General features: G+C 66.7%; 20 protein-coding genes and 1 tRNA gene. 8 read left to right on the forward strand and 13 right to left on the reverse strand.

Features of this window, described 5'->3' with window-relative positions:
- Positions 1-34: 34 nt before the first annotated feature.
- The 3 genes from ACZK3W_RS20675 to ACZK3W_RS20685 are packed head-to-tail and all read left to right on the forward strand — an operon-like array spanning position 35 to position 2,436.
- Positions 35-313 carry a hypothetical protein gene (locus ACZK3W_RS20675; RefSeq protein ID WP_253144116.1) on the forward strand — a complete coding sequence of 93 codons (279 nt, stop codon included), beginning with the start codon at positions 35-37 and terminating at the stop codon, positions 311-313.
- The gene (locus ACZK3W_RS20680; protein ID WP_125895549.1) at positions 313-912 is read left to right on the forward strand and encodes a DUF6436 domain-containing protein; all 600 of its coding nucleotides are present in this window, start codon (positions 313-315) and stop codon (positions 910-912) included. Before ACZK3W_RS20675 ends, ACZK3W_RS20680 begins: the two co-directional genes overlap by 1 nt.
- 9 nt (positions 913-921) lie before the next feature.
- A complete protein-coding gene (locus tag ACZK3W_RS20685) occupies positions 922-2,436 on the forward strand; it encodes an aminotransferase-like domain-containing protein (RefSeq protein ID WP_293792186.1) in 1,515 nt (504 codons plus the stop codon).
- 223 nt (positions 2,437-2,659) lie between these two features.
- Here the strand turns inward: ACZK3W_RS20685 and ACZK3W_RS20690 are convergent, their stop codons facing one another.
- Both ACZK3W_RS20690 and ACZK3W_RS20695 read right to left on the reverse strand, forming a co-directional pair.
- A complete protein-coding gene (locus tag ACZK3W_RS20690) occupies positions 2,660-3,961 on the reverse strand; it encodes an aminotransferase class V-fold PLP-dependent enzyme (protein ID WP_293792188.1) in 1,302 nt (433 codons plus the stop codon).
- A complete protein-coding gene (locus tag ACZK3W_RS20695) occupies positions 3,961-6,363 on the reverse strand; it encodes a TonB-dependent receptor plug domain-containing protein (RefSeq protein WP_478450239.1) in 2,403 nt (800 codons plus the stop codon). The genes ACZK3W_RS20690 and ACZK3W_RS20695 overlap by 1 nt, the downstream gene beginning before the upstream one ends.
- Positions 6,364-6,564: 201 nt before the next feature.
- Here ACZK3W_RS20695 and ACZK3W_RS20700 point away from each other — a divergent pair, with 201 nt between their 5' ends.
- Genes ACZK3W_RS20700 through ACZK3W_RS20710 form a run of 3 tightly spaced genes read left to right on the forward strand, consistent with a single transcriptional unit; the run spans position 6,565 to position 9,211 of the window.
- Positions 6,565-7,392, forward strand: coding sequence for an AraC family transcriptional regulator (locus ACZK3W_RS20700; protein WP_125895553.1), 828 nt, complete (start codon positions 6,565-6,567; stop codon positions 7,390-7,392).
- A gap of 13 nt (positions 7,393-7,405) precedes the next feature.
- Positions 7,406-8,485: an alpha/beta hydrolase family protein gene (locus tag ACZK3W_RS20705; protein WP_478450240.1), complete on the forward strand. Its 1,080-nt coding sequence runs from the start codon at positions 7,406-7,408 to the stop codon at positions 8,483-8,485.
- Positions 8,486-8,539: 54 nt separating this feature from the next.
- On the forward strand, positions 8,540-9,211 hold the full coding sequence (locus ACZK3W_RS20710) for a VOC family protein (RefSeq protein WP_293792195.1): 672 nt from the start codon (positions 8,540-8,542) through the stop codon (positions 9,209-9,211).
- Between the two features lies 1 nt (position 9,212).
- Here the strand turns inward: ACZK3W_RS20710 and ACZK3W_RS20715 are convergent, their stop codons facing one another.
- The 3 genes from ACZK3W_RS20715 to ACZK3W_RS20725 all read right to left on the reverse strand — a co-directional run bounded on the left by ACZK3W_RS20715 (position 9,213) and on the right by ACZK3W_RS20725 (position 13,046).
- Complete coding sequence (locus tag ACZK3W_RS20715; RefSeq protein WP_478450241.1) at positions 9,213-10,619, reverse strand: TPM domain-containing protein; 1,407 nt, start codon at positions 10,617-10,619, stop codon at positions 9,213-9,215.
- Between the two features lie 2 nt (positions 10,620-10,621).
- Positions 10,622-12,460, reverse strand: a complete 1,839-nt coding sequence (locus tag ACZK3W_RS20720) for a M3 family metallopeptidase (protein WP_478450242.1) — start codon at positions 12,458-12,460, stop codon at positions 10,622-10,624.
- Positions 12,461-12,533: 73 nt separating this feature from the next.
- The gene (locus ACZK3W_RS20725) at positions 12,534-13,046 is read right to left on the reverse strand and encodes a hypothetical protein (protein WP_478450243.1); all 513 of its coding nucleotides are present in this window, start codon (positions 13,044-13,046) and stop codon (positions 12,534-12,536) included.
- Positions 13,047-13,128: 82 nt separating this feature from the next.
- On the opposite strand from ACZK3W_RS20725, the gene ACZK3W_RS20730 reads away from it, so the two are divergent.
- Complete coding sequence (locus tag ACZK3W_RS20730; protein ID WP_478450244.1) at positions 13,129-13,755, forward strand: YiiX/YebB-like N1pC/P60 family cysteine hydrolase; 627 nt, start codon at positions 13,129-13,131, stop codon at positions 13,753-13,755.
- A gap of 54 nt (positions 13,756-13,809) precedes the next feature.
- Here the strand turns inward: ACZK3W_RS20730 and ACZK3W_RS20735 are convergent, their stop codons facing one another.
- The 3 genes from ACZK3W_RS20735 to ubiA form a co-directional block, all read right to left on the reverse strand.
- Entirely contained in the window at positions 13,810-13,971 is a 162-nt protein-coding gene (locus ACZK3W_RS20735) for a hypothetical protein (protein WP_167796845.1), read from the reverse strand.
- Between the two features lie 273 nt (positions 13,972-14,244).
- Positions 14,245-15,669 carry a short-chain fatty acid transporter gene (locus ACZK3W_RS20740; RefSeq protein WP_478450245.1) on the reverse strand — a complete coding sequence of 475 codons (1,425 nt, stop codon included), beginning with the start codon at positions 15,667-15,669 and terminating at the stop codon, positions 14,245-14,247.
- A 166-nt stretch (positions 15,670-15,835) separates the two neighbouring features.
- A complete protein-coding gene (gene ubiA / locus ACZK3W_RS20745; RefSeq protein WP_111178112.1) occupies positions 15,836-16,729 on the reverse strand; it encodes a 4-hydroxybenzoate octaprenyltransferase in 894 nt (297 codons plus the stop codon).
- Positions 16,730-16,878: 149 nt separating this feature from the next.
- Between ubiA and ACZK3W_RS20750 the strand changes: the two genes are divergently transcribed.
- Positions 16,879-16,955 (forward strand) — tRNA-Arg (locus ACZK3W_RS20750).
- Positions 16,956-17,006: 51 nt separating this feature from the next.
- Here the strand turns inward: ACZK3W_RS20750 and ACZK3W_RS20755 are convergent.
- The 5 genes from ACZK3W_RS20755 to ACZK3W_RS20775 form a co-directional block, all read right to left on the reverse strand.
- Complete coding sequence (locus ACZK3W_RS20755) at positions 17,007-17,468, reverse strand: adhesin (RefSeq protein WP_125895559.1); 462 nt, start codon at positions 17,466-17,468, stop codon at positions 17,007-17,009.
- On the reverse strand, positions 17,465-17,884 hold the full coding sequence (locus tag ACZK3W_RS20760; protein WP_125895560.1) for a hypothetical protein: 420 nt from the start codon (positions 17,882-17,884) through the stop codon (positions 17,465-17,467). The genes ACZK3W_RS20755 and ACZK3W_RS20760 overlap by 4 nt, the downstream gene beginning before the upstream one ends.
- Before the next feature lie 154 nt (positions 17,885-18,038).
- Positions 18,039-19,394, reverse strand: a complete 1,356-nt coding sequence (locus ACZK3W_RS20765) for a Gfo/Idh/MocA family protein (RefSeq protein ID WP_125895458.1) — start codon at positions 19,392-19,394, stop codon at positions 18,039-18,041.
- A 65-nt stretch (positions 19,395-19,459) separates the two neighbouring features.
- Complete coding sequence (locus tag ACZK3W_RS20770; protein WP_293792221.1) at positions 19,460-22,435, reverse strand: TonB-dependent receptor domain-containing protein; 2,976 nt, start codon at positions 22,433-22,435, stop codon at positions 19,460-19,462.
- Between the two features lie 133 nt (positions 22,436-22,568).
- The gene (locus ACZK3W_RS20775; RefSeq protein ID WP_293792223.1) at positions 22,569-25,928 is read right to left on the reverse strand and encodes a TIM-barrel domain-containing protein; all 3,360 of its coding nucleotides are present in this window, start codon (positions 25,926-25,928) and stop codon (positions 22,569-22,571) included.
- Between the last annotated feature and the right edge of the window lie 190 nt (positions 25,929-26,118).

The raw sequence follows: 26,118 nt of genomic DNA on the forward strand, positions 1-26,118 counted from the left end.
CCATACAAGATGATATTTTGTATGCAATGTATGGATGAAGGGACGTGCATCGATGCGCGCCGAGAAAATGAAATTCCACCTGGTGATGGCCGGGTGCGGTGGCTTTGTGGTGTTGATGCTGGCCGCGCTGGCCTGGGTCTGCCTGCAGCCGCAGACCGTGGATGTGCAGGCCGCCGAACGCCACGCCATCGAGCAGTGCGTGCAGCGCAGCGAGGATCCGTCGCGTAGCGAGATCCAGCGCCGCGCGCAGGCCGATTCCTGCCGCGAGATGCGCAAGCAGTACGTGCACAAGTTCGGCCGGGAAGATTCCTGATGGGCGCAGCCGCGCCGCGTCGCCGCTGGCTGCTGCCGACGATGATCGCCCTCGCCTGCCTGTTCATGGCCGGCGTGGCAGCTGCGTTGTGGCAGTACTTCGGCTACAGCGCGCAGTCCACCTTCACCGAACAGGCCATCGTCTTCGACGATTCGCAGCTGCGCCTGCCGGCCGATCTGGCCGGTGATACCGGCAGCATCCGCGTGGTGCATTTCTGGGACCCGGCCTGCGGCGTGTGCAACCGCGAGACCGGTGCGCACCTGAGCTACCTGATCAGCATGTACCGCCGCGCCGGCATCGACTTCTATGCCATCCGCCGCCCGGGTACGCAGGGCGAGCTGCCCGAGCCACTGCGCAACAAGGTGATCAACCTGCCGACCATCGACGGCATCGAACACATCCCGGCCAGCCCCGCCGTGGCCATCTGGGACCGGCACGGCCACCTGGCGTACGCCGGCCCGTACAGCATCGGCATGGTCTGCAACTCGGCCAACAGCTTCGTCGAACCGCTGCTGGACAGACTGGTGCGCGGCGAGACCGTGCGCCCGAAAGGACTGCTTGCCGTGGGCTGCTACTGCCCCTGGCAGGCCAAGCGCTAAGGACGCGCAATGACATCACTGACGCTGGCCGGTGTGGCCCCCGCAAACAACAACGGCGGTCACCTGTCCGAACCGACCGATGGTTATGGACAGGCTCCCGCCGTTGGAAGCAACGATACGCCCCGACATGCTCCGTACATGCCGCGACCGGATGTCGCAGCCCGCGAATGGGTGCAGGACGTACTCGCGCACAGCGGGCCGATCTACCTGCGCATCGTCAACTCGCTGGAACGCACGGTGCGCCGCGGTGGTCTCGCACCGGGACAGCGCCTGCCTTCGCAGCGCGCGTTGGCACAGCAGCTCGGTATCGACCTGACCACGGTCACCCGCGCCTTCGATGAAGCACGCAAGCGTGGCCTGATCGAAGCGCGTGGACCACAGGGCAGTTTCATCGCACCGCCCAAGGCCGGCTTCGACCAGGTGGTAGACCTGAGCATGAACGTGCCGCCGGTGCCCGATGCCGACGCGCTGGCAGAGACGCTGCGCCGTGGTGCCGCCGCCGTGCTTGCACGCAGCAACGCGCCGAACCTGATGACGTATCACCTGGGTGGCGGCAACCCCACTGATCGCCATGCTGCGGCGCGTTGGCTGCAGCCGATGCTGGGCGCCGTGGATGACGACTGCCTGCTGCTGACCGAAGGCGCGCAGGTGGCGCTGGCGTCGATCCTGGTCAGCCAGGGACGCGACGACGACGCGATCCTCTGCGATGCGCTGGTCTATCCGGGCCTGCTGCAGGCCGCTGCCGCACTGGGCCGGCGCCTGCTGCCGGTGGACAGCGACGAACACGGCATGTGCCCCGATGCACTGGCCCGGCTGTCACGCGAAAGCGGCGCGCGGTTGGTCTATCTCAATCCCACCTGCCAGAACCCGACCGCACTGACCCTGCCGCTGCATCGGCGCGAAGCGCTGGCGCGTGTGCTGGAAAGCGAAGGCCTGCTGGCGATCGAAGACGATCCGTACTGGCATCTGGCCGAAGATGCGCCGCTACCGTTGGCAACACTGACCCCGCGTCATGTGTTCTACGTGGCGACGCTGTCGAAGGTGATCAGCCCGGGCCTGCGCACCGCCTTCGTGCGTTGCCCGAGCGCCGCGCATGCCGAGGCGATGACGGCCGCACTGCGGGCAACGCGGTTGATGGGCCATCCGCTGGTCTCGGCGTTGGCCAGCCAGCTGCTGCTGGATGGTTCGGCGCAGTCACTGCTGGCGCAGGTGCGCACCGAGGCGCGCGAACGCGTGCGACTGGCGCGATATCTGCTTGCGCCTTCGCTGCTGCAGCGCGCTGAAGGCCTGCATGCCTGGTGCCGGATACCGGCACCGTGGACCGATGCCACCCTGGTGCGTACCGCACAGCTGCAGGGGCTGGCGATTGCGCCGTCATCGGCGTTCTGCCTGCCGGGGGTATCGCACCAGAGCGGCGTGCGGCTGTCGTTGGGGCTGGCGGCGGATCGCCGGCAGCTGGAAAGTGCGCTGCGTCGCATCGATCGGTTGTTGTTGTCGGATGCGTTGCCGGCGATCGAGCGGTAGGTGGAGAGCATCCACGCATGGCGTGGATCTACGGGACCCGCTTCGGTAGATGCCAACCTTGGTTGGCAATGCCCGTGCACGCCATGCGTGGATGGAATGTGCCGGCCAACGGTCGGCACCCACCAGGCTGGGGGAGGATCGGTAGCGCCGGGCCATGCCCGGCGGAAGATTCCCCGGCACGGACGGAATGTGCCAACCAAGGTTGGCACCCACCAAAGCAGGGTCAGGCCAGGGCGGAGAGCGCCTGCACCAGCGCATCCATCTGCTCCGGCCGGGTGAACACAGACGGCGTCACCCGCACGCATGCGCCGGAGTCCAAACCGTCACGATGCGTGGTGAACACGCGATGCTCATCCAGCAGGCGCTTCTGCAGCGCGATGTTGTCGGCCACGCTGGTACGCCCGCGCAGGCGGAAGCTGGCCAATGCACTCGCCAACGCCGGATCCGGTGAGGACAGCACTTCGATATGTGCCATCTGCCGCGCCGGTACCGTCCAGCGCTCGCGCAGGTAACGCAGGCGCGCCTGCTTGTTGGCTACGCCGATACGCTGGTGCAGGGAAATCGCTTCCGGCAGCGCCAGGTAGGCGGCGAAGTTGACCGTACCGGTATGCACGCGACTGCCCACGCGGCCATCGTCGGTTTCACCCATGTAGGGATCCAGGTCGGCCACACGCCCCTTGCGCACGTACATCGCGCCGACGCCCACCGGCGCACCGATCCACTTGTGCAGGTTGATGCCGACGAAATCGGCCTTCAGCTGCGGCACCGCGTAGTCGATCTGGCCAAACCCATGCGCGGCATCGACGATCACATCGATACCGCGCGCTCGCGCGCGTTCGGCGATCTCCGCCACCGGCAGCACCAGCCCATGGCGATGGCTGACCTGGGTCAGCAGCACCAGCTTCAGGCGTGGCAGCCGCGCGAATGCGGCCTCGTAGGCCTGCAGGATCTGCGCGTGGTCGGGCACGGCCGGCAGCGCGATACGCTCGACCTGCACGCCGCGACGCTGCTGCAGCCAGCGCATCGCGCCGATCATGCTGTCGTAGTCGATGTCGGCGTAGAGCACCTGGTCGCCGGGCTGCAGACGGTTGTAGCCGCCAATCAGGGCCAGCATCGCCTCGGTGGCGCCGCGGGTCAGTGCAATCTCGTCGGCACCCACGCCCAGCAGCTCGGCCACCTGCCGCTGCACCGCCATGTACTGCGCCGGGAACTCACGACGGCCGTACCAGGCGTTGCCACGGTTCACTTCAGCGGTATGGCGCTGGTAGCTGGCCAGCGTCTCGCGGCCCATCGCGCCCCAATAGCCGTTCTCCAGGTGGTTCACTTCGTCGGTGATGTCGAAGTGGCTGGCCACGGAGGCCCAATAGCCTTCATCGCGGGCCAGCACGTCCGGCGCCACGGTCGTTGCGGGAATCTGCATGGGCGCAGCGTAGCGCGTGGCGGCCATGGCGGGCAGTGAAGACAGTGCGGCTGCGGCCGGCAGCAGGGTGCCGGCACGCAGCAGGGAGCGGCGCGTGCGGTCCATCAGAAGCTCAACCGGTACTGCGCGTACAGGTTGGCACCATCGGTGTCGTACGGCGCGTTCCGCGAGTAGACCAGGCCGCGGCTGGCCTGGAACACCGCCTCATCCGGATAGCGGTCCAGCACGTTGTCGGCCCCCACGCGCAGGCTGTGGTGCTCGTTGATGCGATAGCCCACGGCCAGGTCGAGGAAGCTCATCGCGCCGAAGCGCTGGTAGATATCGCCCACCGCATTGCCGCTGGCGTCGGTCCAGGCACCGTAGTAGCGCATGCGCGCCATCAGCGACCAGGCGCCGACATCCCAGCTGCCGGTCAGGCTGCCCTTGTGCTCGGGCAGGCGATCTTCGAACAGCACGCGTTGGGTTTCGTTGGTGGCCACCGAGGTGCTGCCGTTGTCCACGCGGGTGCGGTTGTAGTTGTAGGCCAGGGTCAGCGTCATGCGACCCGCGCCGAGGTCGCGCAGGTAGTTGCCGACCACGTCCACGCCGGTGGTGGTGGTATCGAAGTCGTTGGTGAAGTAGTTCACCGAGGTATAGCCCAGCGGATTGGGAGTACCAGCCGGAATGGCGAAACTGGCCGACTGGCTGAAGCGGTCGGTGAGCTTGATCTGGTAGACATCCACCGAGCCGGACAGGCCCAGGTCGGTGCGCCAGGTCAGGCCCAGCGACGCGGTACGCGATTCCTCCGGCTTCAGCGGCCTGGCACCGAGCAGCTGCGCCAGCGGATCGTTCGGCGACAGACGACCACTGGTGAAGATCTGCAGCGTGCGCGTATCCAGGCCCTGGGTGGTGCTGGTGGTGTTGAGCTGCGCCGGGGTCGGTGCACGGAAGCCAGTGGACACCGTACCGCGCAGGGCTACGTCCGGGGTAATCGCGAAACGCGCCGAGAGCTTGCCGTCCAGCGTGCTGCCAAAGCTGGAGAAGTCCTCGTAGCGGCTGGCTGCACCGATGCTCCAACGCTCACCCACTGGCACTTCCATATCCACGTAGGCGGCCTTGCTGCGCTGGCTCCACTGCCCGGCCTGGCTGGCCGAGAAGCCCGGCGCGCCGTTGGAGTTGGCTTCCAGGCCCGCCGCTGCGCCCGGCCCCACCGCGTACGAAGCCGGATCACCCGCGCGCACCTGGTAGGTCTCCTGGCGGAACTCACCACCGAAGGCGACGTTGATCGGCTTGGACAGCGCAGCCACATCCCACTCGTAGTTGAAGTCGGCGTTGGCGTTCTTCTCGGTCTGGGTCAGGCGGCCGAGATCGAATGCGGTCGGGCTGGCCGGGCCGAGCGAGGCGTTGATGGAGTTCTTCAGGCTGTAGTCGATGGCGTTGCGGCCATACGAGGCGCTGACATCCCAGCGCAGCTTCGGGGTGATCTCGCCACGCAGGCCACCGACCAGTTGCAGGTCGTTCTGGACGTTGCCGTACTGCGGGCTGAAGCCCACCGGATAGATCGAACGCAGGTTCCAGCCGGGGAAGATCGCCGTGGTGCGGTAGGCACCGGTGGTGGTGTCCGGATTGCGCCAGTTGAAATCGCCGACGCCATCGCTGTGGCTGTACAGGCCGAACGCATACAGCTCCAGCGTGTCATTGGCATTGGCTTTCACGTTGAAGCCGACACGGCGGCTTTCCAGTTCCGGCTGGCCCCAGCGCTGTACCGGGTTGGGCACGTCCAGATCCGGATGCGCGGCCTGGAAGGCAATGGCATCGGGGCGTTGGCGGGTGCGCGAGGTGGCGTCGGAGTTGGACGATTCGGCGAACAGCACCAGGCTGCCGTAGTCACCCAGCGACCAGCCGGTGCGTGCGCTGAAATCGCGCGAGGCGCCATCGCCCTGCGCGTACTGCGAGTAGCCGGCGGTGATCTCGGTACCGGGGCCATCCTCGAGAATGATGTTGATGACGCCGGCGATGGCGTCCGAGCCGTACTGCGCCGACGCACCATCGCGCAGCACTTCGATGCGCTTGATCGCACTGGTCGGAATCTGTGCCAGATCGGCCGCCTGCGCGCCACGGTTGCCGAGCAGCGCGCTGCGGTGGAAGCGACGACCGTTGACCAGCACCAACGTCTGATCCGGCGACAGGCCACGCAGCGTGGCCGGGCGCACGAACACCTGACCGTCCGCCATCGGCAGGCGCTGCACCACGAACGACGGCACCAGCTGCGCCAGCACGTCCTTCAGGTCGGTGGATTCAACGGACTTGATATCTTCCTTGGTGAACACGTCCACCGGCGCCAACGTTTCGAACTGGGTGCGGTTGGAGGCGCGGGTGCCGGTGACCAGCATCGCATCGAGCTGGGTGGGCGCCGCACGGCTGCCCGCCGGGGCATCGACCGCATCGGCCTCCGCTGCGATCGCGCCTCCTGCGCTGGCCATGGAAAGGGCGAGGAGGATGGAACGCGAAAGCTTCGAACGATGCACGGCAGGGCTCCGGGAGGACGCGACAGGGCCAGCACCTGCAGGGATATCGCAGGCCTGGACAAGGCGCGCAGTCTCGGCGCGATCTGTGAAGGAGCCATGACGTCAGTGCGACAGCTTGATGCCGCTTGAGCGCAAGAACTGCTAAACGCGCTGCCTGCCGATCCGCTACTGTGCCCGGCATCGGAATCGGGGAACGGCTGGATGAGCGCGGCAGGCAAGGCGTTGTGGTACATCGAAACCCATGCGGACCAGCCGTTGGCACTGGCCGATATTGCCGCTGCGGCGGGGCTGTCGCCGTTCCATCTGTCGCGCCTGTTCCAGGCCCGCACCGGCACCTCGGTGGTGCGTTATCTGCGGGGACGGCGCCTGACCGCTGCCGCGCAGCGGCTGGCCAACGGGGCGGGCGACATCCTGCAGGTGGCACTGGGCGCGGGCTACACCACCCATGCCGCGTTCACCCGCGCCTTCAGCGAACAGTTCGGGCAGACCCCGGAGCGGGTACGCGAACAAGGCACCGATGGGCTGGCGCTGGTGCAGGCGATCCGCGTGGACGATGCGCCGACTGCCTGCGGCGAAGCGCCGCGCCTGCTCGATACCCCTGCCTTCCAGGTCGCGGGTATCGGCATGCGGCATACCCGCGACAGCGGCGGTGCGATACCCGGACAGTGGGCGCAGCTCAACCGGGAATGGCCGACGCCGGCACCGATCAGCTTCGGCGTGTGCTGCAACAGTGATGACGATGGCGGCTTCGACTACATCGCCGCACTGCCGGCCAGCGCGGTGCCGAGCGTACCTGCGCACTGGCAACGCGTGGACATTCCGCCGCGCCGCTACCTGGTGGCCTGGCACGGCGGGCACATCTCGACCATCCGCTCGACCTGGTTCTGGCTGCTGGATCACTACCTGCCCGGCTCCGGGCTCAGCCTGGCCGATGCCCCCGATCTGGAACGCTACGACATGCGTTTCGATGAGCACAGCGGCAACGGCGGCGTGGAAATCTGGCTGCCGGTGGACGAACGCCCACGCTGACAAGGAGTTGAGGATGCGCATGACAGCCACTGTGATGGGAATGATGCTGATGGCCTCCGCGGGGGCCGCCAGCGCTGGCGAGCCTTGGAAGGCAGGCGAACGCCACGGCACCACCACAGTGGCCAGCGCCGCGGTTCGCGATGCGCAGCATCGCGACGCCCTGCGCTACACGGTCTGGTATCCCGCGTCCGCTGGCAGCACGGAAACCGCCCTGACCATCGGTCCGCCCGATGCGCCGCTGTTCGACGTCGGCCGCTCAGCCACGGATGCCCCGATCGCGGGCAAGCGCCTGCCGACCCTGCTGCTCTCCCACGGCAACGGCGGCAGCGCGCGCATGATGGGCTGGTTGGGCAAGGCATTGGCGCGCGCCGGGTATCTGGTAATCGCGGTCGATCATCCCGGCAACAACGGCGTGGACGAGATGACCCTGCCCGGCAGCGTACTGAGCTGGTTGCGTGCGGATGACCTGCGCGCGGCACTCGCTGCAGTACAGGCCGATCCGCTGCTGGGTCCGCATGTCGACCCTGAGCGACTGGGTGTGGCCGGGTTCTCGGCCGGAGGCTACACCGCGCTGCTGGCCGCCGGTGCACGCCCCGACCTGCAGCGGCTGTTGGCTTTCTGCCGCGCGCACCCGGATGACGGCGTCTGCCGGCCACAACAGGAAACCGCCACGCACACGATGGACGCGCGTGTTGCCGCTGCGGGCTCACCCGCGATGTCTCCCTGGATCTCCCACGCCAACGACTCGCGCGCGATCCCCGGCGTGCGTGCGGCATTCCTGCTGGCACCCGCGATCGTGCAGGCGTTCGCGCCCGAGCAGCTGTCCTCGCTGAGGCAGCCAGTGTCGATCGTGCTGGGCGAGGCTGACACGGTTGCGCCACCGCAGAGCAATGGCGAGGCTGCACAGACACTGATTCCGGGCGCTGTGCTGCAGCGTCTGCCGGATGTCGGTCACTACGACTTCCTGGCGGCCTGTACAGCGGTTGGTGTGCAGAGGTTGCCCGAGCTCTGCAGCAGTTCGGTTCCGAAGGCGGACACCCACGCGCAGGCAGTGGATGCCGCGGTGCGATTCTTCGCCGAAGCACTGCGGTAGTGGCCGCCGGGCATGGCCCGGCGCTACAGTGGGCGCATCCACGGAGGATCGGCCATGCGCCTGCTTCACCTCACCCTGCCAGTGTCCGACGTCACCACCGTCGCCGCGTATTTCCACGATGTGCTGCAGCAGCGCGTGGTCGGAAATCATGTGCACATCGGCTGGAGCACGATCGAACTGCAGCCGGCGGCTGATCATCCGGTCGGTGGCGTGCACCTGGCCTTCAACGTCGCGGACAACCGCTTCGGCGAGGCGATGACCTGGTTGCGTGAACGCACGCCACTGCAGCGCAATCCGGCGGGACTGGACTACTTCGCGCTGGAAAGCAGCTGGCAGTCGCAGTCGGTGTACTTCACTGGTCCTGACGGCCTGATCCTGGAACTGATCGGCCGCCGCCGTTTGCCGGCCAGCGCGCGCGAAGGTGCGTTCCACGGCAGCGAACTGACCTGCCTGAGCGAGGTCGGCCTGCCCAGCCACGATGTCGACGCTGTGCGCGAACAGTCCAGCCTGCGGTTCGGCCTGCAACCGATCAGCCCGCCTTCGTCGCAGTTCGCGCCAATGGGCGACGACGAGGGCCTGCTGATCGTGGTCGCTGCGGATCGTCGCTGGTTCCCCGAGCAGAAGGACCTGCCGAACGCGCGCGGCTTGCAGCTGCAGGTCGGCGACGTGGCCGGCCCGGGTGTTGTGGAGGACGCCTCGCTCGGCTGGCGGGTGCAGGCGACCTGAACTACCAGCTGCCGGACGCGCCGCCTCCGCCGCTGCGGCCGCCGCCTCCAGACCAGCTGCTGGAACTGCTCGACGACGAACTCGACGAGGACGACGAACGGGACGACGTGCGTTCGCGGGAGGATGAAACCCGGCCACGTGCGCGCTCGCCCGGCAGCATGGTGAACAACCACACGAAGTACAGCAGTACGCCGCACACCCCGGACACGATCATTGCCAGCAGCCGTGGATCGTCACCTTCGGCACGATGGATCGCCAGCAACGCGCCCGCGGCATAGCCGAGGGTCAACAGCACCAGCACCGTCATGCGCACGACGAAGCTGCCGCGATTCTTCTTCCAGCGTGTGCGGCAGGCCTGCACCAGCAGGAACACCATCAGGGTGACAACGCCCGCGGCGGACTGCAGCAGCAGGTGTCGGGCCAGGCTCGGTGGCAGCTGGCCACGAAGCAGCGCCTGTACCAGGAAGACTGCGCTGAGCACCAGCATGCCGCACAGGACGACGCGCACCCCGCGGCTGCGACGCCAGCACCAGCCGAGCAGGGCCGCCACCGGCACGCCCAGCACCATCACGAAGCACAGGCCCGGCAGCAAGTGGCGTGGCAGCAGCAACGCCACGGACAGCGCGCCTGCGGCAATCACCCCTGTCAGCAGCATCGGACGCCCCCAGGCCGGCAAGGTCGGCCAGGTTGGTTTTGGTGCCGATGCATTGGCGGCCAGTGCCTTGCGCCGCCGCTCCCGACGGCTGCCGCTGAAATCGTCCTCGGTCTTCGCCGGCGGGAGGGGCGGCGGCGAGCGCCACAGCCCGGCCAGGAAACCGGCCAGCAGGGTCAACGCCACCACCGAGTCTGCGCGTCGCCAGTCCGCAGGCAGCACATTGCTGGCCGACGGTTCTTCCCATGCCGGCAGGTCCTCGCCATCGATCAGCGCCACCATGATCTTCGTGCCATCGAGCACGCCCTGGTCGACATCGCCCTCACGGAAGCGCGGCACGATCGCGTTGTCGATGATGCGAGCGGCGTACGCGTCCGGTAGCGCTCCTTCCAGGCCATAGCCGGTCTGGATGCGCACGCGGCGGTCCTGCACCGCCACCAACAGCAGCACACCATCGTCGACACCGGCGCGCCCCAGCTGCCACTGATCGAACACCCGCTGTGCATAGGCCTCGATGCCTTCGCTGCCCACGCTGGGTACCACCAGCACCTGCAGCTGTGCACCTTTCCGCGCCTGCAGCTGCAGCGCCTGCGTGCGCAACGTGGCGCGGGTGTCGGCGGACAACGCGTTGGCGGCATCCACCACCGGATCGTCCAGCGCAGGTATCGGGGTGACCGCCGTCGCCGCCATGGGCAGCAGGCACAGCAGCAACAGCAGCCACACGGTGGCGGCCGCCTGCTGCAAGGGGCGCAGCATCTTCACGTTCCCTGCCCTGCCTCGATCCGCGCATGCAGCGCCTGCAGCTGTGCCGCCGTCTGGTTGAACACCTGCAGATCGGCATCCACCAGGGCCGCCCAGTCAGGCGCGTGCCCCAGCAGTTGCGCCACCTGCTCGTTCGGCGCGCGATCGAAGCCCTCACCAAGCACGGCGAGATAACGCTCACGGAACCCTTCCGGGTCGCGCTGGTCCTGCACATACAGCTGCACGGCCAGCAGCCCCGCATACAGGTAGTTCACCAGATAGTTCGGGTCTTCATACATCAGGCGCTTGCCGATCCAGGTGTTGCGCAGCTGCGGGTAGCGCTCCGGTTGCTGGCCGAAGCGCGCGAGCACCTGCCCGGTCAGCGCGTCCAGGTCATCGGCGGTGCCCAGCGTGCCGGCGGCAACGCCCTGGTAGATCGACTGCTCCAGTTGCGCTTCCTCGGAGGAGGTGAACAGCTGCAGCACCATGTCGTCCAGCAGCGACTTCAGGTAATAGGCCTTGGCGCGCGGGTCCTGTGCCTGCTGGTACAGCTGGTCGCGGAAGCGCAGCTCGTTGTAGATCGCGAACGCCTCGGTCAGCCACTGGCTTCCATTGCGCTGCAGCGGCGATGCGTGGCCACGCTGCATCCACTCACCGTGCAGCGCGTGACCGGCTTCATGGGCGATCTCGACGTCGCTCTCCAGATCCCCACTGCGCACACCGACGTACAACATCGCCGGCGCGCCAGGAGCGTTCACCGAGAACGCATCCTGGCTGCGATTGCCGCGCTCGGTGGCCAGGTCCATGCGCTGGTTGGCTGGTTCGAGCAGCGCGCGCAGTTCGGCGACGTACGCAGGCCCCAGATGCTGCATGGCATCGGCGGCGTTGTCGCGCAGCTGCGCCAGCGTCAGCACCGGTGGCGTGTAACCGGCATCGGGCACCGTGGTATCCCAGATCTGCGGCGCATCGATGCCGGATCTCGCAGCGTGGTGCAGCAGCATGTCCTGGTAGGCGCGGCGGTCTCCGGCGTGATGTTCGATTGCTACCAGCGTCGCATCCACTGCCGCTGTATCCAGACCCATGCGCTGATAGCCGTGTGCCGGCGCCGAGCCATCGCCCTGCAGGCGTGCGGCGGCGTCATTCACCTGCACCAGGCCCAGCAGCACCGAGGCCATCGGCTCACGGCGCGAGTGCAGGCCCTGCCAGTAACCCTTCCAGCCCGCTTCACGCAACGCGCGGTCCTGTTGCTGGGCCAGGGCCTGCCTGTCGTGCCCCGTGTCCCAATGCCGTCCATCGCGTGCGATCTGTGGATACTCGGCACTGCGCAGGATCTGCCCACGCAGGCGCGCGAAACTGTCCAGCGCCGGATCGGCCAGCGCCTCCACGGCCTCATCCAGCGCGGCATTGGCCGGGGCGGCAGCCTCCTTGAGCGCACGCGTACGCAGGAAACCGTAGGGCGCGGCCCACGCTGCGTCCACAGGCGCCTCGCGCAATGCAGCGCGACCGGTGCGGGCGATGCGGCTGCACAGCGCCATCACCTGGTCCAGCGCCTGTGCCGGGCGATGATCACGCGCGTTGCGGGCGGCCTGCAGGTGCAGGTAGCCGTGATGGCGCAGGCACTCTGCCTGCAGTGCCTCTGCCTGCCGGAATCGTTGCGCCGGTGCGATGCCCGCAGCATGCTGCAGGGCCTCCACCTGTCTGCCCAGCGTGTCACGCGCAGCCTGTTCGGCCGCCGCACTGGCGAAGTAGGCGCGGTCATCGGCATGCACCGACTGTGCCTGGGCGCCGCTGAAGGGGACTATCGCCAATACAGCGGCGAAGGCGGCGGTGGTGGTGCGCTTCCTGAAAGCCTGCATCGGCGTCTCCCTGCCTGGACCAGGCCTCGAGCCTAGCAGCCACTGGCCCGCCGCGCCTGTGCCGGATCAAGCTTCAGATCGACTCGTCCTCACGCTTGACCAGCGTCCAGCACGGCGTCAGCGCAAAGGTATAGGTCTGCTGGTCGCTGCTGTCCGGCGTGCGGATCTGCACCTGCCGCTGTCCATCGGCCAACCTGCTGACCTGCATTTCGCGGCCCTGCCCGGCCAATGCGGCTGGATCGGGCATCACCGGCCACTCGACATCGGCCAGCGCCAACCGGCTTTCCACCTTGCGCGGTTCCGGCTCGGCCTCGGCATCGATGTAGCTGTCCAGCAAAGGATCGGCAGTGGCCTTTTCCTGCAGCGTGATCTCGTTGCCGAAATGCTTCAGGAATGTATCGAATTCCGGGTGGGGGCATTCACTGCGTGCAGCCACAGGTGTGGGCTCGGCGGCAGTGATCGCCGGCGCCGCTGCGGCAGGCCCGGCTTCGCCCGCTGTCTGCGGTGGCTGCGGCGCTGGTGTGCAGGCAACCAGCACCACGCCACAGGCGAGCATCAGCAGTGCGGCAGAACGGTATCGACACATGGGCTCATCCTGAATCCGGTCCGGTCGCTCCATGCTACCGCGCGCCCTACAATTCCGGCATTCCGCCTGTCCGAGAGTCCTCATGCATCGCCTCCTGCTCCTGATCGGCCTGCTGCTGCCCGCCCTGTGGCCAGCGGTGGCGATGGCCGTCGATGTCCACGAAGGCGATCTGCTGTTCGTCACCGCCGGCCGCAGCGGCCTCAGTGCCGCCATCGACGATGCCACCGGCACGCAGGGCGCACCCAGCTTCGATCACGTCGCCCTGGTCGCCTCGGCACCGAAGGGCTGGGACGTGCTGCACGCCGACGAGAAGGGATCGCGCCGGCAATCGCTGATCGAGTTCCGCCAGGAGGCGCGCGCCAAGCAGCGGCAGATCGTGGTCTATCGCCTGCGCGCGCCGCAACAGGCGGCCATCAAGGATGCGGTCACCACCGCGCGTACGATGCTGGGCAAGCCGTACAACACGTCGTATGTGTTGAACGAAGACGGCTATTACTGCTCGGACTTCATCGAACGCGCCTTCCGTGCGCACCACGTATTCGCATTGCAGCCGATGAATTTCCGCAACCCGCAGACCGGGGAGATCGCCCAGCACTGGGTGGATCTGTACCGCGGCATGGGCATGGACGTGCCGCAGGATCAGCCCGGCACCAACCCGAACGACATGTCGGCGGCGCCGGTGTTGCAGCGCATTGGCGTGCTGGAATAAGCGAAGCCCCGCACGTGGCGGGGCTTCACCGGTCACTCCGCATGCACGGCGCGGTCATTCTTCTTCGTCGTTACCGCCCTGCTGCTGGTTCTGGTTGCGCTTCTGCTGTTCCTGTTGCTGTTGCTGCTGCTGGTCACGGCCGCGACCCTGCTGCTGATCCTGCTGGTTCTGCTGGCCCTGTTGTTTCTGGTTCGGGTTCTGGTTCTGCTGTGCCATGTCCGATCTCCAAAGCCACTCGCGGAATGCGGTGGACGTGGCCATCGTCTGCAGCGAATGGTTAATCACGCGTGGGGGGGTGGCTACATCTGTGTGTACACCCGTGAATGAACGCGCGGAAGCCCTTGTGGCACAAGCGGCTGAAGAATTCATGCGGGTTCGGCATGTGCTCATGAAGTCTTCAGCGTTTCGCGCATTCATGGCATTCGCTGCCGGAAACACGCGCTGAACAAGGTTGGCTTCCCGGCTCACGCAGGGAAGCCAATGCTGCATTCAGGGCATCACCGGCGGCACATACGCCAAGGTCATCCCCAGCAGCCACAGCAGGCCCAGCACCAACGGGATGTGCACCAGCAGCTGGATGAAGGTGAAGCCGACGATGTCGCGTGCCTTCAGCCCCAGCACGCCCAGCAATGGCAGCATCCAGAACGGATTGATCAGGTTCGGCAGCGCTTCGGCGGCGTTGTAGACCTGCACCGCCCAGCCCAGGTGTGCCTTCAGTTCGTTGGCGGCCTGCATCACGTACGGCGCCTCGATGATCCACTTGCCACCACCGGAGGGCACGAAGAAGCCGAGCACCGCCGAATAAACGCCCATCACCAGCGCGAAGGTATCGGTGCTGGCCACGTGCACGAACAGGCTCGACAGCCGGTGCGCCAGTGTCTGCCCGTCGCCACCGGCAGCGTGGGTGAGGATCATCGCGATGCCACCGTACAGCGGGAACTGGATCAGCACGCCGGTGGTGCTGGGCACCGCCTTGGCCACCGCGTTGAGGAAGCTGCGCGGCCGCCAGTGCAGCAGCAGGCCCAGCGAAATGAACAGGAAGTTGTAGGTGTTGAGGTTGGCGATGGCGGTGACCACCGGCTTGTTGGCGAACTCGTTGAACAGCCAGCCGAACGCCAGCAGCGAGAGCAGCACGGTCAGCAGCGGGCTGTACTCCAGCCATTCGCCCGGGCGCGTGCGGCGCTGCAACGGCTCCGGCTCGGCCTGCGCGGCGCCGGGGAAGTCTTCAGCGGTACGGGCACTGCCGGCGGCCGGTGCGGTCAACCAGGCGATCAGCAGCGAGACCAGGATCAGCACCGCGGTCAGTGCGATCGACTGCCACAGGAAGATGGTTTCGGTAAACGGCAGGACGCCGGTGATCTCGACCAGGCCCGGCGGCATGCTGGCCGGATTGGCCTGCAGCTGTGCGGCCGACGAGCTCAATCCCATGGCCCACACCGCACCCAGGCCGAGGTACGCCGAAGCACCCGCGGCGCGGTAGTCCATGCGCAGTTCGGTACGGCGCGCCAGCGCGCGCACCAGCAGGCCACCGAACACCAGCGAGAAACCCCAGCTGAGCAGCGAAGCGAGCATGCTGACCAGGCCCACGTACACCACCGCACCGCGGCCGGTGCGTGGCACCCGGGCCAGGAAGTCGATGAAGCGGGCGACCACCGGCGCGATGGCCACGGCGTAGCCACCGATGACCACGAAGGCCATCTGCATGGTGAAGGGGATCAGGCTCCAGAAACCGTCACCGAAGGCGCTGGCGGTGGCCTGCGGGGTCGAGCCGAAGCCCATCGCGGCCAGCGCGACGATGACCACGCCCAGAACCGCGAACACGTACGCATCGGGGAACCACTTTTCCGCCCAGGCGGCCGAGCGCAGCGCTGCGCGCGCCATCCAGCCGTCCTGTACTGCTGCCGTCGAGGCCATCGCCTACCCTCCCAGGTTCGATGGATCGATTCTGGGCGGTGGGGTGCGGCCTGTCAGCCACCTATTGGTCGTAGGTGGCGGAATGGTAGTGCCGGCCGCTGGCCGGCAACCTCGGGATCGCGCACGGGTGCAGCCGGCCAGCGGCCGGCTCTACCTCACCTTGGGCTCAACGCAGCGCCAGGTCCACGGCGATGCCGGCGAACAGCGCGGCGCCCACCCAGTTGTTGTGCAGGAACGCCTTGAAGCACGGGCCGCGCTCGCGGTTTCGGCAGATCCAGAACTCGTACACCACCAGAACGGTGGCCACCGCCACGCCGGCCAGGTAGTACCCACCCAGCCCGCCGCGCACGCCGACCAGCGCCATGGTGGCCAGGAACAGCGCGTACAGCACGCCCTGGATGACCAGGTCGAGATCACCGAACAGGATCGCGGTGGAGTGCGAGCCCATCTTCAGGTCGTCCTCGCGGTCGACCATGGCGTACCAAGTGTCGTAGGCGGTGGACCATAGGATGTTGCCGGCATACAGCAGCCAGCCCAGCATCGGCACCTCGCCCTGCACGGCGGCGAACGCCATCGGGATGCCCCAGCCGAACGACATGCCCAGGTAGACCTGCGGCAGATGGGTGTAGCGCTTCAGGTACGGGTAGCTGGCGGCCAGGAACACGCCGATGAAGCTGAGGCCGATGGTCAGCCCGTTCAGGGTCAGCACCAGGCCGAACGCCACCAGCATCAGCACGGCGAACAGTGCCAGCGCGGCACGGCCGCTGATTGCGCCGGTGGCCAGCGGGCGCGCCTTGGTTCGCTCCACGTGCGGATCCAGCCAGCGGTCGGCATAGTCGTTGATGACGCAACCGGCCGAGCGGGTCAGCCACACGCCGGCGGTGAACACGAACAGGGTCCACAGCGGCGGCAGGCCGCCCGCAGCCAGCCACAACGCCCACCATGTGGGCCACAGCAGCAGCAGCGTGCCGATCGGGCGATCAGCGCGCATCAGACTCCAGTAATGCCGCCAACGCGGCGTCGCCGGCGACTGCGGCGAAATGAGGGGGGTATCAGCCATGACGATAGGATACTCCTGCCCCTCTGGCAGGGCTTTGCCCATGGGGGGAGATTTGTTCGGCGAAACTGGATAGAATGCCGGTCCCGCACCGCTTCATGGCGCTGCGATGCCCGCTCCGGCACTGGTCGGTGGCGCGGCGGTTCTACAACGCGCCCGTAGCTCAGCCGGATAGAGTAGTGGCTTCCGAAGCCATTGGTCGGGGGTTCGAATCCCTCCGGGCGCGCCATCTTCCCCTGCTCGTACCCGTCACTCCGGGCCTCTCGCTTGCGCTTCCACGTCAACGCAGCTCAGGAGCGAACGGCATCGAGCGATGTGCGCAACCTTGAAGATCGCGCACGACGATGGAAAGCTCCTGCCCTTTCTGCACCGCACCGGGCAGGAAGGCGCCCTTGCCGTCGTACAGGAAGGTTTCAATCTCACCTCGTGCAACCATCAGGTCCGCAGCCGGCGGCTTGAGCTCTTCCAGAACAACACTGAAGGGACGCCAGGCAAGACCGTGTTCGTCGCGGATATCGGTCGATACCGCGTGTGCATGCGCCTGCCGATCCACGCTGGCCAGTGGCAGTCGTAGTGCCTGCGATCCCTCCGTACTGATCTGGAACCTGCCAAGGACCACGGCATCCACAGTTTCACTGCCGATGTAGGTGATCGTGGCCTCGGGGCACTGCACGGCATCGGCTGGGTGCGATGCACACGCGGCCAGGCTTGCGGTCAGGAGGGCAATGATCGGCCGGATCATGGGCTGGCACCTGGCACGTCGCTACCCTGCCCAGCGTTTGCAGCAGCGCGCGTAGTGGAAGCACCCGGCCTGCGCGCGTAGCTGTAATCCGGATCGCGGCAGGCGCGCATGATCGGACTTCGTGCGTGCCTGATTACGCCGGGGAACCAGCACAACGCCAGCACCACGGCCCAGATCACAGCCAACCAGAACCATCGGCCCAAGGCACAGGCCCAGATCATGGGCAATGCAGCCAGCAGCACGATGATCTGCGTATGCAGCAGGTAGAGCGTGTGCAGGCCCAAGCGGGGATCCGAGCGCAGCATCACGCCACATCCCCTGCATGCCGTCTTCGCCTGCCGTCTCGATGCGGAAAGCAGCGGGAATCGCTGCCCGGCAGCGCCGCAAAGTGGACAGGTGAAGGTCAGCAGGCGCATCAGGCAAGCTCCTCTCTGTCGATTGACATCAACTGCCGGGCACGAAGCCGAGCCTAGCATGGGCCTGTTAGGGGGCGCCGCAAACAGCAACGCCGGGCATGGCCCGGCGTTGTGTTCGAAACAGTCGAGCATGGCTCGACTCTACAAGAGCGAATCAATACTTGCCGTCAAACGCAAAAATCGGCTTACGCTGCTTCCACGCACCAGCGGTGAAGTCCGGGAACTCCAACGTCTGGAAGCTGTTGGCGATCGACTGCTCGCTGAGCGGCGTGATCGCACTCCAGGTCACCGCGTCATAGATATCGATCGGCATCGGTGCCTTGGCCTTCAGCGCCTCGACAAACGCGTGGATGACGAACCAGTCCATTCCCCCATGACCGGCGCTGGCAGCGGTCTCGGCATTCTGCTTCCACAGCGGGTGCTCGTACTCGTCCTGGTACTTCTTGAACTCTTCCCACTGGTGCGGCGGGCTGCGGCCTTCGATGTGGATCGAATGGTTCACATCCATCCACAGGCCCTTGGTGCCCTGCACGCGGAAGCCCATCGAGTACGGGCGCGGCAGCGAAGTGTCGTGCTGCAGCAGGATGGTCTCACCGTTCTCGCAGGCCAGCGTGGTGGTCACGATGTCGCCCAGCTTGAACTTCACCTTGGTGCTGGGGTGGGTGGTGCCGCCACTCTTGGCCACGGTGTATTCGTGCAGGCCACGCGCCTTGGTCGCGAAAGCGTTGATGTGGGTGAAGCGATTACCGCGGTTGATGCCGGTGTACATCGCGCACGGGCCGATGCCGTGGCTGGGGTAGAGCTCACCATTGCGCTCCACCGAATGCTCGGTGCGCCAGCGGGCTTCGCTCCAGCCCTTGGGACCGAACTCCACGCCGCTGTCGTAGGGCTGGTTCGGGTCACCGGAATTGAACTTAACGCCGCGCAGGTCGTGCTGGTAGCCGGCCTGCAGGTGCACCAGCTCGCCGAACAGGCCCTGGCGCACCATCTGCAGCGCGGCCATCACGTCACGGCGGTAGCAGACGTTCTCCAGCAGCATGTACGGGGTGCCGGTGCTCAGCTGGGTCTTCAGCACGTCCCAGTGATCCTGCAGGGTGATGCCGGCCACTACTTCACAACCCACTGCCACGCCGGCCTGCATCGCAGCAATCGCCATCGGCGCGTGGTACTCCCACGGCGTGGCAATGATCACGCCATCAATGCCCTTCTGTTCCAGCAGGCGCTTCCAGGCATGGGTGTCGCGGTCCTGGCCGTAGGTCTTCGGTGCCGGCTTGCCGGCCTTGCTGACCATCTCCACGGCGCGGCCAAGCATGATCGGCTCGATATCGCAGACGGCGACCACCTCGACGTCGTCGCGGCGCACCAGTTCCTTCAGCAGCACCAGGCCACGCATGCCGGTACCGATCATGGCCAGGCGCACCTTGCGCCCGCGTGCCCAGGCCGGGGTCTGCGGCAGCAGGCTGCTGGCGGCAACAGCGGCACTGGCCGCGATGAATTCCCTACGCTTCATGGCAAACATCTCTCCTCTTGGCAGCGTGCCGACCGAAGCCGGCACGCCAGGTCACGCAAACGGAATTACTTGAACCGGTAGCCGATGGTCACACTGTAACCACGACCGAAGATCGTTGCGTAGTCACTGGAGTCACCCAGGAAGCTGTTCGGGTCGTAGAACGGCAGGCGGTTGAACAGGTTCTTGACCGTGAAGCTCAGATTCCACGCATCATCCGGGCGCCAGGTGACGCTCATGTTGGCGGTCCACCACGACGGTGCACCGTCGCACTTGCTCTTCTGCAGGGCCAGGTAGCCGCCGGTGCAGGTTTCCTTGTTGTTGCTCTTTTCGTCGACCTGGTCGGTGGCCCACTTGGTGCCGCCCACATAGTTGACGAACATGCTGGTGGTGACCTGCTTGTAGGTCCAGTCGGCGTTGAGCGTGGCACGCAGGCGCGGGTTGTTGTAGTAGCCCACCACGTCGCCGTAGTACCAGCCGCTCGCTTCGTCCATGTAGAAGCGGTTTCGGTTGGCGATGGTGGCAGCCAGACCGATGTTCAGGTTGCCCCAGTCACCCAGCGAGAAGCGGCTGCGCGCGTCGATGTCGAAGCCGTCGATCAGCGTCTTGCCACGGTTCTTGTACTGGCCCACCACGCTGGCCACGTTGCCGGCGGAATAGCCTGGCAGTGCCGACGGGCAGTTCACGCCGCTGGCCGGGTCGGCACACATCGCCGCCAGCTGCGCCAGGTTGGCGCGGTCGCTGTCGGTGATCGGCGAGCGCGACGAGGAGATGATGTCTTCCATGCGGCGGTAGTCCGGCGCGACGATTTCATTGTCGCGGTAGATGAACCAGTAGTCGGCCGACACCGACAGCCAGGTTGCCGGCTCGTAGACGAAGCCGAGGGTGGCGATCTTCGCCTTCTCCGGCTTCAGGTCCTTGTTCGGCTGGGTCATGCGTGCCACGGTGCGACTGCAATCGACGTTCAGCATGGTCTTGCCCAGATCGACATCGCCCGGCCGCTGCGACTTCAGCAGCAGGTTGGCGATGGCGTTGGTCTCGTTGCAGCGCAGCTCGTCACGGTAGCCGCCGAGCTGCGCGAACACGCCGCCGTTGCCGGATTCGGCCAGGCTCGGTGCACGGAAACCGGTCGAGTAGGTACCGCGCAGCATCAGCTGATCGAACGCCTGGTACTTGAAGCCGATCTTCGGCGCGACGTTGGCGCTGAAGTTCGGGTACTTGTCCACGCGTACCGCCGCGTCCAGTTCCAGCTTGTCGGTGATCGGCGCCACGGTCTCGGCGAACAGCGCGTAGGTGTTGCGCTTGCCGTCGAACCAGGAGCCGCCCTGCTGGGTGATCAGGCCATTGGCCGCATCGGCGTTGCCCGGGGTATAGAAGGTCTCACGGCTGGCATTGAAGCCGAACGCGGCGCGCATCTCACCAGCCGGCAGCTGGAACAACGGGCCTTCGATCTTGCCGTCCAGGGTGTGCAGGCGGGTCCACGACTGGATGTCGAAGGTCGGGAACGCTTCACGGATCAAGGCAGCGTTGGCTTCGCTGATCTCGCCGAACTTGTACGCCGGGTGGTCTGAGATGATCACGCGGCCGGTACCCGGATCGATCGTGTACGGACCGAAGGCCTTCTCGAAGCCCTTGGTGTTGACGTTGATCGTCTGGTACGTGGTGGAGTGGGTGCCGGCACTGGCGAACGCGGTCTCCCAGTTCCAGTCACCCCTGCTGCCGCGCGCACCGGCCAGCACGCGGTAGCTCTTGTCGGTGTTGCGCTGGCCGAAGTAGTTGGCGCCGGCATCCTGCAGCAGGTAGTTCAGGCCGACCACACCGCCCATCATCGCCTTCATCTGCGGGCTGGCGTGGTTGTACTCGTTGTTCGGGCCCAGGAACGGGTACAGGAACTGGTTGACGTTGTTGCCGGTGTTGCGCGAGAACCAGCTGGTCGGGTTGCCGGTGGTGGTGCCGTAGGTGCGCGGCGTGCCGCCATTGGCGCGCAGGTCGATGTCGGTGTAGGTCGCCTCGGCGAAGATCTCGGTGCTGTCACCGACCAGGAAGGTGCCGTTGAGGTAGGCGGTGTTGCGCTCGGACTTGGCACCAGCGTCGATCTCGTTGTTCATCCAGGTTTCCCAGACGCAACGCGGACCGGCCGCTTCACTGGTCAGCACGTTCCGGCAACCCGGCGCAGCTTCCTGCACGCGGCGGCCGGTGACTGGATCGAAGGCGAAGTAAGTGCCCGGATTGAATTCACCCGGCTTGCTGCCCACGCCCAGGCGCAGGTTGTTGAGGTAGTTCGGATTGTTGACGTAGTACTGGTCGGGCCGCTTGTCGTAGAAGTCGCTGAGCGGGATCGCGTCGCGGCGGTACATGTTCACCGCGCCGTAGATGTTGAAGCGGTTCTCGGTCAGGTCACCGAAGCCGGCGGTGATGCTGGCCTGGCGCTCGCCGTAGGAGTCGATGCGCGACGAGGTGTCGTTGGTGAAGCTGACCTCGGCACCCTGGAAGTTGCGCTTGGTGATCACGTTGATCACGCCGGCCACCGCGTCGGTGCCGTACACCGCCGAGGCGCCGTCGGTCAGCACTTCCATGCGCTCGATGGCTGCAGCCGGGATCGCATCGATGTTGACGAACTGGGTCTGGAATCCTGCCGGCGCACCGTAGTACGACAGGCGACGGCCGTTCAGCAGCACCAGCGTGCCCTGTGCGCCGAGGCCACGCAGGTTGGCCTGCGAGGCACCATCGGAGCCGGTGAACAGCGAACGCGCATCCTGCTGCGCCGGGCGTGCGGCCGGCAGATTGTCCAGCACCTGCAGCAGCGTGCGCGCACCCATGTTCTGGATGTCCTGCTTGCTGATCACCTGCACCGGCGAGGCGGTTTCAACGTCGGTGCGGCGGATGTTGGAGCCGGTGACCTCGATGCGGGCCAGGTCGGTGGCCTTGTCCTTGCTCTCCTGGGCGAAGGCAGGAACGGTGACCGACAACAGCACGCCGGCAATGGCCAGCGTCAGCGGAGCGATCGAACGACAGGGGGGACGGTGGTGGCGTGCGGGCAACATCGGGGTTCTCTCCTGGCAGGGGTGCGGCGCAAAAAGTGAGCGCGTGGGCGTTCGGCGGGCAAAACGCTCCCGGGCCACGGCCATGAGGGCCGTAGTCGGAATGGGCGGGGGGAGGAGCGGTGTTACGTTGGAGTCATGGGGCGACGATGCTGGCGGAGTCGCCCTCCTGGCCGATCAGCACGGCATTGGCCCAGTTGGCACAGACCTGGGCGGGTTGGCTGCCCTGCGCACCCAGCGTGCGCAGGCTCAGGGTGGAAAGGCCACGGATGTCCAGCTCCGGCTTGACCACGCCGGGCGCCTTGACCAGGCCGCTGTCGTACAGCAGGCGGTTGTCACCCCAGACCTGGAACTGCAGGCCACCGGCAGTGCGGCAGGCGTCGTCGATGCCGAGGTCGGCGCGCAGCAGGTGCCAGCCTCCCTGCAGACGCAGGTCGATGCGGCTGTTGGCGCCGACGCCCAGGCCACGACGGAACTGCAGGCCGTTCATGCGCATGCCGGCGTCGCCACGGAACGACTGGTCGGTGCGCACCTGGCTGGCCAGCGCGGCCGGCACCGGCAGCTCGGAGAGATAGCGCTGCCGGGCCGGTCGCTCCGGTTCCTGGTGTTCAAGAATGTGGAAGGTGGACAAGGCGATCGGGCCGACATCGCGCGGCTGCAATGCATCGAAGGCGCGGGCGCTGCCCTGTGCGGCGGTCACCATCGGGTCGGTGCTGCTGGCGCCGTCGCCTTCGGGGTTCTGCACGCTCAGCACGCGGAAACGCAGCAGGCGACCCGCGTGGGCCGGGAAGTCGATGCGCTGCACGCCTTCCTTCAGCTGCAGGCGGCCGCGGGCGATCGGCTCGCCCCACTCGCCATTGCTGTCGCCGAGGTAGACCTCGTAGTCGCGTACCTGGCCGTGCTTCCAGTTCTTGTCGTTGCGCGGCGCGATGTCGATGCCGTCGATCATCCTGCGCTCGCCGAAGCCGATCACCCACTCGTGCGCACCGGTGCGCACGGCCTGGTTGCGCACGCTGCGGAACCAGGTGCCCGGATCATCATCGAAGGCATTCTCCAGCGCATGGCCGGGTTCTTCGGCCGGGCGGTTGACCACCAGCAGGCTGTCGGCCGGCAGTTCGCGGCCCAGCACCGGCGCGGCCGGATAGGCATCGTCGGCGGCCGCGGCAGCCACCGCGAAGTCCAGCTGCAACTGCAGCGGCTGGCGGATGTCCTGGGCGGCGGTGCGCACATGCACGGTGCCACGACGCTCCTTGGCATCGAAGTACCAGCCTTCACTGGCGTTGTTGAACGCAGCGGCATCGGCCAGCGCCGGCAGCGCGCGACCACCGGCCTGCACCGCGCGCGGCGCCTGGCGGCTGAGCACGCGCAGGCCATAACGACGCTGCGCCAGCTGGCCGTTGTACTGGCCCTGCACGGCATCAATCTGCACCTGCACCGGGCCGCTGCCCTGCGCCGGCGCCTGCACGCGGATCTGCTGCGTGCTCGATTCGCCCTGCTGGTAGCGGCGGGTGTTGCCGTCGTCTTCGTACAGCGTGTACTGCGACTCGCCCTGCGGGTACAGGTCGAACGTCACTTCATCGAGAGGCTTCTCGCCATCGAACAGCATCGACGGGTACATCGGCAGGATCGCACCGGCACGCACGAACACCGGCAGCGTGGCCAGGTCCACCTGGCGGTCGAGCTGGCGGCCATCGGCGGCGGCCTGCACGCGGCGGCCATCCCAGTAGTCGATCCAGCCGCCGGCAGGCAGGTGGATGTCGCGGCGCCAGCCACGGCTTGCGGCCTGGCTGCGATACACCGGCGCCACCAGCAGGTCGCGGCCGAGCAGGAACTGGTACTTGTAGGTTTCATCCTGCGCATGCGGATCGCGCGGGTTGTCCCACATCAGGCCACGCACCGGCGGTGCGCCAGTCTGCGCAGCCTCGTGCACCAGCCCGTACATGTACGGGGTCAGGCGCATCTTCAACTTCAGGTAGTCGCGGTTGATGCTGCGGTAGGGCTCGTCGTACCACCACGGGTGCTTGCGCGCGTTCGACGACCAGCCGCTCATGCCCATCAGCACCGGGGTGAAGGCCTTCCACTGCAGGTCGCGGGTGAAGGTCTCGGCGCTGCCGCCGAAGATCGCATCGACGTCGCCGCTGGCGTAGGCCATGCCGGACAGGCCCGAACCGACCAGCGTCGGTACGTGCCAGCGGATGTAGTCCCAGCTGCTGCTCTGGTCGCCGGTCCATGCCACCGCATAGCGCTGGATGCCGGCCCAGCCCATCACCGTCCACAGGAACGGGCGCGAATCGGAATTGTCGAGGATGCCATTGAATGCCTGGCGGTTGGCGTCCATTGCGAACTGGTAGCCCTTGCCGGTCCAGGCCACGTCCAGCTTCTGCACGCGGCTGCCGGCCTTGCCCACTTCCCAGGCGATCTTGTCGACGCCGTTCTCCGTCCACAGACCGGTGCGGAAACCGTACTTGGCCAAGCCCTTCACCGTTTCCGGCAACTGCTTGTAACCGCAGCCGTAACCATCATTGGGCAGGATCCAGCCACCGGGCATGTCGTGGGCGCGGTACTGCTTGGCCACGCTGTCGATCACATCCGGGGTGGTGCCGGTCGGGCCGTCGCTCCAGCCTTCGGGCACGGTGCCGGGCTTCTTGCTGTTGTCGCCGTCGTTGTAGCAATCGGCATCGCCGTAGGACAGCGCCCAGCGCGCCACCATGTTGGGGCGGCCGGTCAGCTGGGTGTAGCGCTCGATCAGTTTCGGCAGGTCGGCGCCGACGAAGTAGTACGCATCGAAGCGGTCTTCGCGGTGCAGCAGCGTGGCCTGGTCGGCCTCGCGCAGATCGTAGCTGCCATCACTCCAGGTATTGCGCAGCATGCCCCAGCCACGGCTGCTCAGCAGCATCGGCGCCGGGCTGGGGCGGTCGCCCTCTTCCCAGCCGCCGGAGTAGGACACGTCCAGCTCGCGGCCCTTGAACTGGTAACGGCCGTTCTGCTGGCCGCCACCGTAATAGCCTTCATCGGCCTGCGAGGACAACACCTGCACGCTCTGCGTGGCATCCAGGTCCAGCGGCTGCAGCTCCTGCCAAAGGGCGGTGGGTTGGCCGTTGTCCAAGCGCTCCAGACGCAGGCGCAGCGGCTGCCGTTGTACATGCAGCACCAGTGCATCGGTGCGCACGCGGATTTCCTGCACGTCTTCTTCCAGCTGCGCCCGCACGTTCGCCTTGGGCTGCGGCAGTACGATCGGTGCGGCCTTGTCACCTGCACCGGTGAGCTTGCCGTTGCGGCCGGCCTGCACGCGGATGATGTCGGTGGCCGGCAGCTCGATGCGGATGCGCGCGCCCTTGTCGGTCTGCAGGTCCCAGCCCTGCACGCCGTCGCGGCTGTCGCTGGCGCTGACCGAACGCAGGTTGCCGACGGGCTCGGCCCGGGCCGGCATGGACGCCAGCATCAATGCCGGCAACAGGGCCAGCATCAGCGGCGAGCGACGAACGCAGATTTCCACGCGGACTCCCAACCCGTTCACCGGGCGTTTCGAAAGCGATTGGGCCGACTCTAGGGCAGCGATTCGAAAGATGTCAACAAATTGAAAGGAAAAAGGAAGATATATTCCATTGAAACGAAAGTTGTTGCGCCGCAACACTTTGTGTAAGCGCTTGCAGGCGCCTGTTAAGTATTGTGCGATACGGCATTCG

It is taken from the genome of Stenotrophomonas sp. 80084_Sma, assembly GCF_056481995.1.

What these genes read in the sequence shown, in the direction of transcription:
- ACZK3W_RS20675 (WP_253144116.1), top strand. Translation starts at nt 35, where the DNA reads ATGAAGGGACGTGCATCGATGCGCGCCGAGAAAATGAAATTCCACCTG.
- ACZK3W_RS20680 (WP_125895549.1), top strand. Translation starts at nt 313, where the DNA reads ATGGGCGCAGCCGCGCCGCGTCGCCGCTGGCTGCTGCCGACGATGATC.
- ACZK3W_RS20685 (WP_293792186.1), top strand. Translation starts at nt 922, where the DNA reads ATGACATCACTGACGCTGGCCGGTGTGGCCCCCGCAAACAACAACGGC.
- ACZK3W_RS20690 (WP_293792188.1), bottom strand. Translation starts at nt 3,961, where the DNA reads ATGGACCGCACGCGCCGCTCCCTGCTGCGTGCCGGCACCCTGCTGCCG.
- ACZK3W_RS20700 (WP_125895553.1), top strand. Translation starts at nt 6,565, where the DNA reads ATGAGCGCGGCAGGCAAGGCGTTGTGGTACATCGAAACCCATGCGGAC.
- ACZK3W_RS20705 (WP_478450240.1), top strand. Translation starts at nt 7,406, where the DNA reads ATGCGCATGACAGCCACTGTGATGGGAATGATGCTGATGGCCTCCGCG.
- ACZK3W_RS20710 (WP_293792195.1), top strand. Translation starts at nt 8,540, where the DNA reads ATGCGCCTGCTTCACCTCACCCTGCCAGTGTCCGACGTCACCACCGTC.
- ACZK3W_RS20715 (WP_478450241.1), bottom strand. Translation starts at nt 10,619, where the DNA reads ATGCTGCGCCCCTTGCAGCAGGCGGCCGCCACCGTGTGGCTGCTGTTG.
- ACZK3W_RS20720 (WP_478450242.1), bottom strand. Translation starts at nt 12,460, where the DNA reads ATGCAGGCTTTCAGGAAGCGCACCACCACCGCCGCCTTCGCCGCTGTA.
- ACZK3W_RS20725 (WP_478450243.1), bottom strand. Translation starts at nt 13,046, where the DNA reads ATGTGTCGATACCGTTCTGCCGCACTGCTGATGCTCGCCTGTGGCGTG.
- ACZK3W_RS20730 (WP_478450244.1), top strand. Translation starts at nt 13,129, where the DNA reads ATGCATCGCCTCCTGCTCCTGATCGGCCTGCTGCTGCCCGCCCTGTGG.
- ACZK3W_RS20735 (WP_167796845.1), bottom strand. Translation starts at nt 13,971, where the DNA reads ATGGCACAGCAGAACCAGAACCCGAACCAGAAACAACAGGGCCAGCAG.
- ACZK3W_RS20740 (WP_478450245.1), bottom strand. Translation starts at nt 15,669, where the DNA reads ATGGCCTCGACGGCAGCAGTACAGGACGGCTGGATGGCGCGCGCAGCG.
- ubiA (WP_111178112.1), bottom strand. Translation starts at nt 16,729, where the DNA reads ATGGCTGATACCCCCCTCATTTCGCCGCAGTCGCCGGCGACGCCGCGT.
- ACZK3W_RS20755 (WP_125895559.1), bottom strand. Translation starts at nt 17,468, where the DNA reads ATGATCCGGCCGATCATTGCCCTCCTGACCGCAAGCCTGGCCGCGTGT.
- ACZK3W_RS20760 (WP_125895560.1), bottom strand. Translation starts at nt 17,884, where the DNA reads ATGCGCCTGCTGACCTTCACCTGTCCACTTTGCGGCGCTGCCGGGCAG.
- ACZK3W_RS20765 (WP_125895458.1), bottom strand. Translation starts at nt 19,394, where the DNA reads ATGAAGCGTAGGGAATTCATCGCGGCCAGTGCCGCTGTTGCCGCCAGC.
- ACZK3W_RS20770 (WP_293792221.1), bottom strand. Translation starts at nt 22,435, where the DNA reads ATGTTGCCCGCACGCCACCACCGTCCCCCCTGTCGTTCGATCGCTCCG.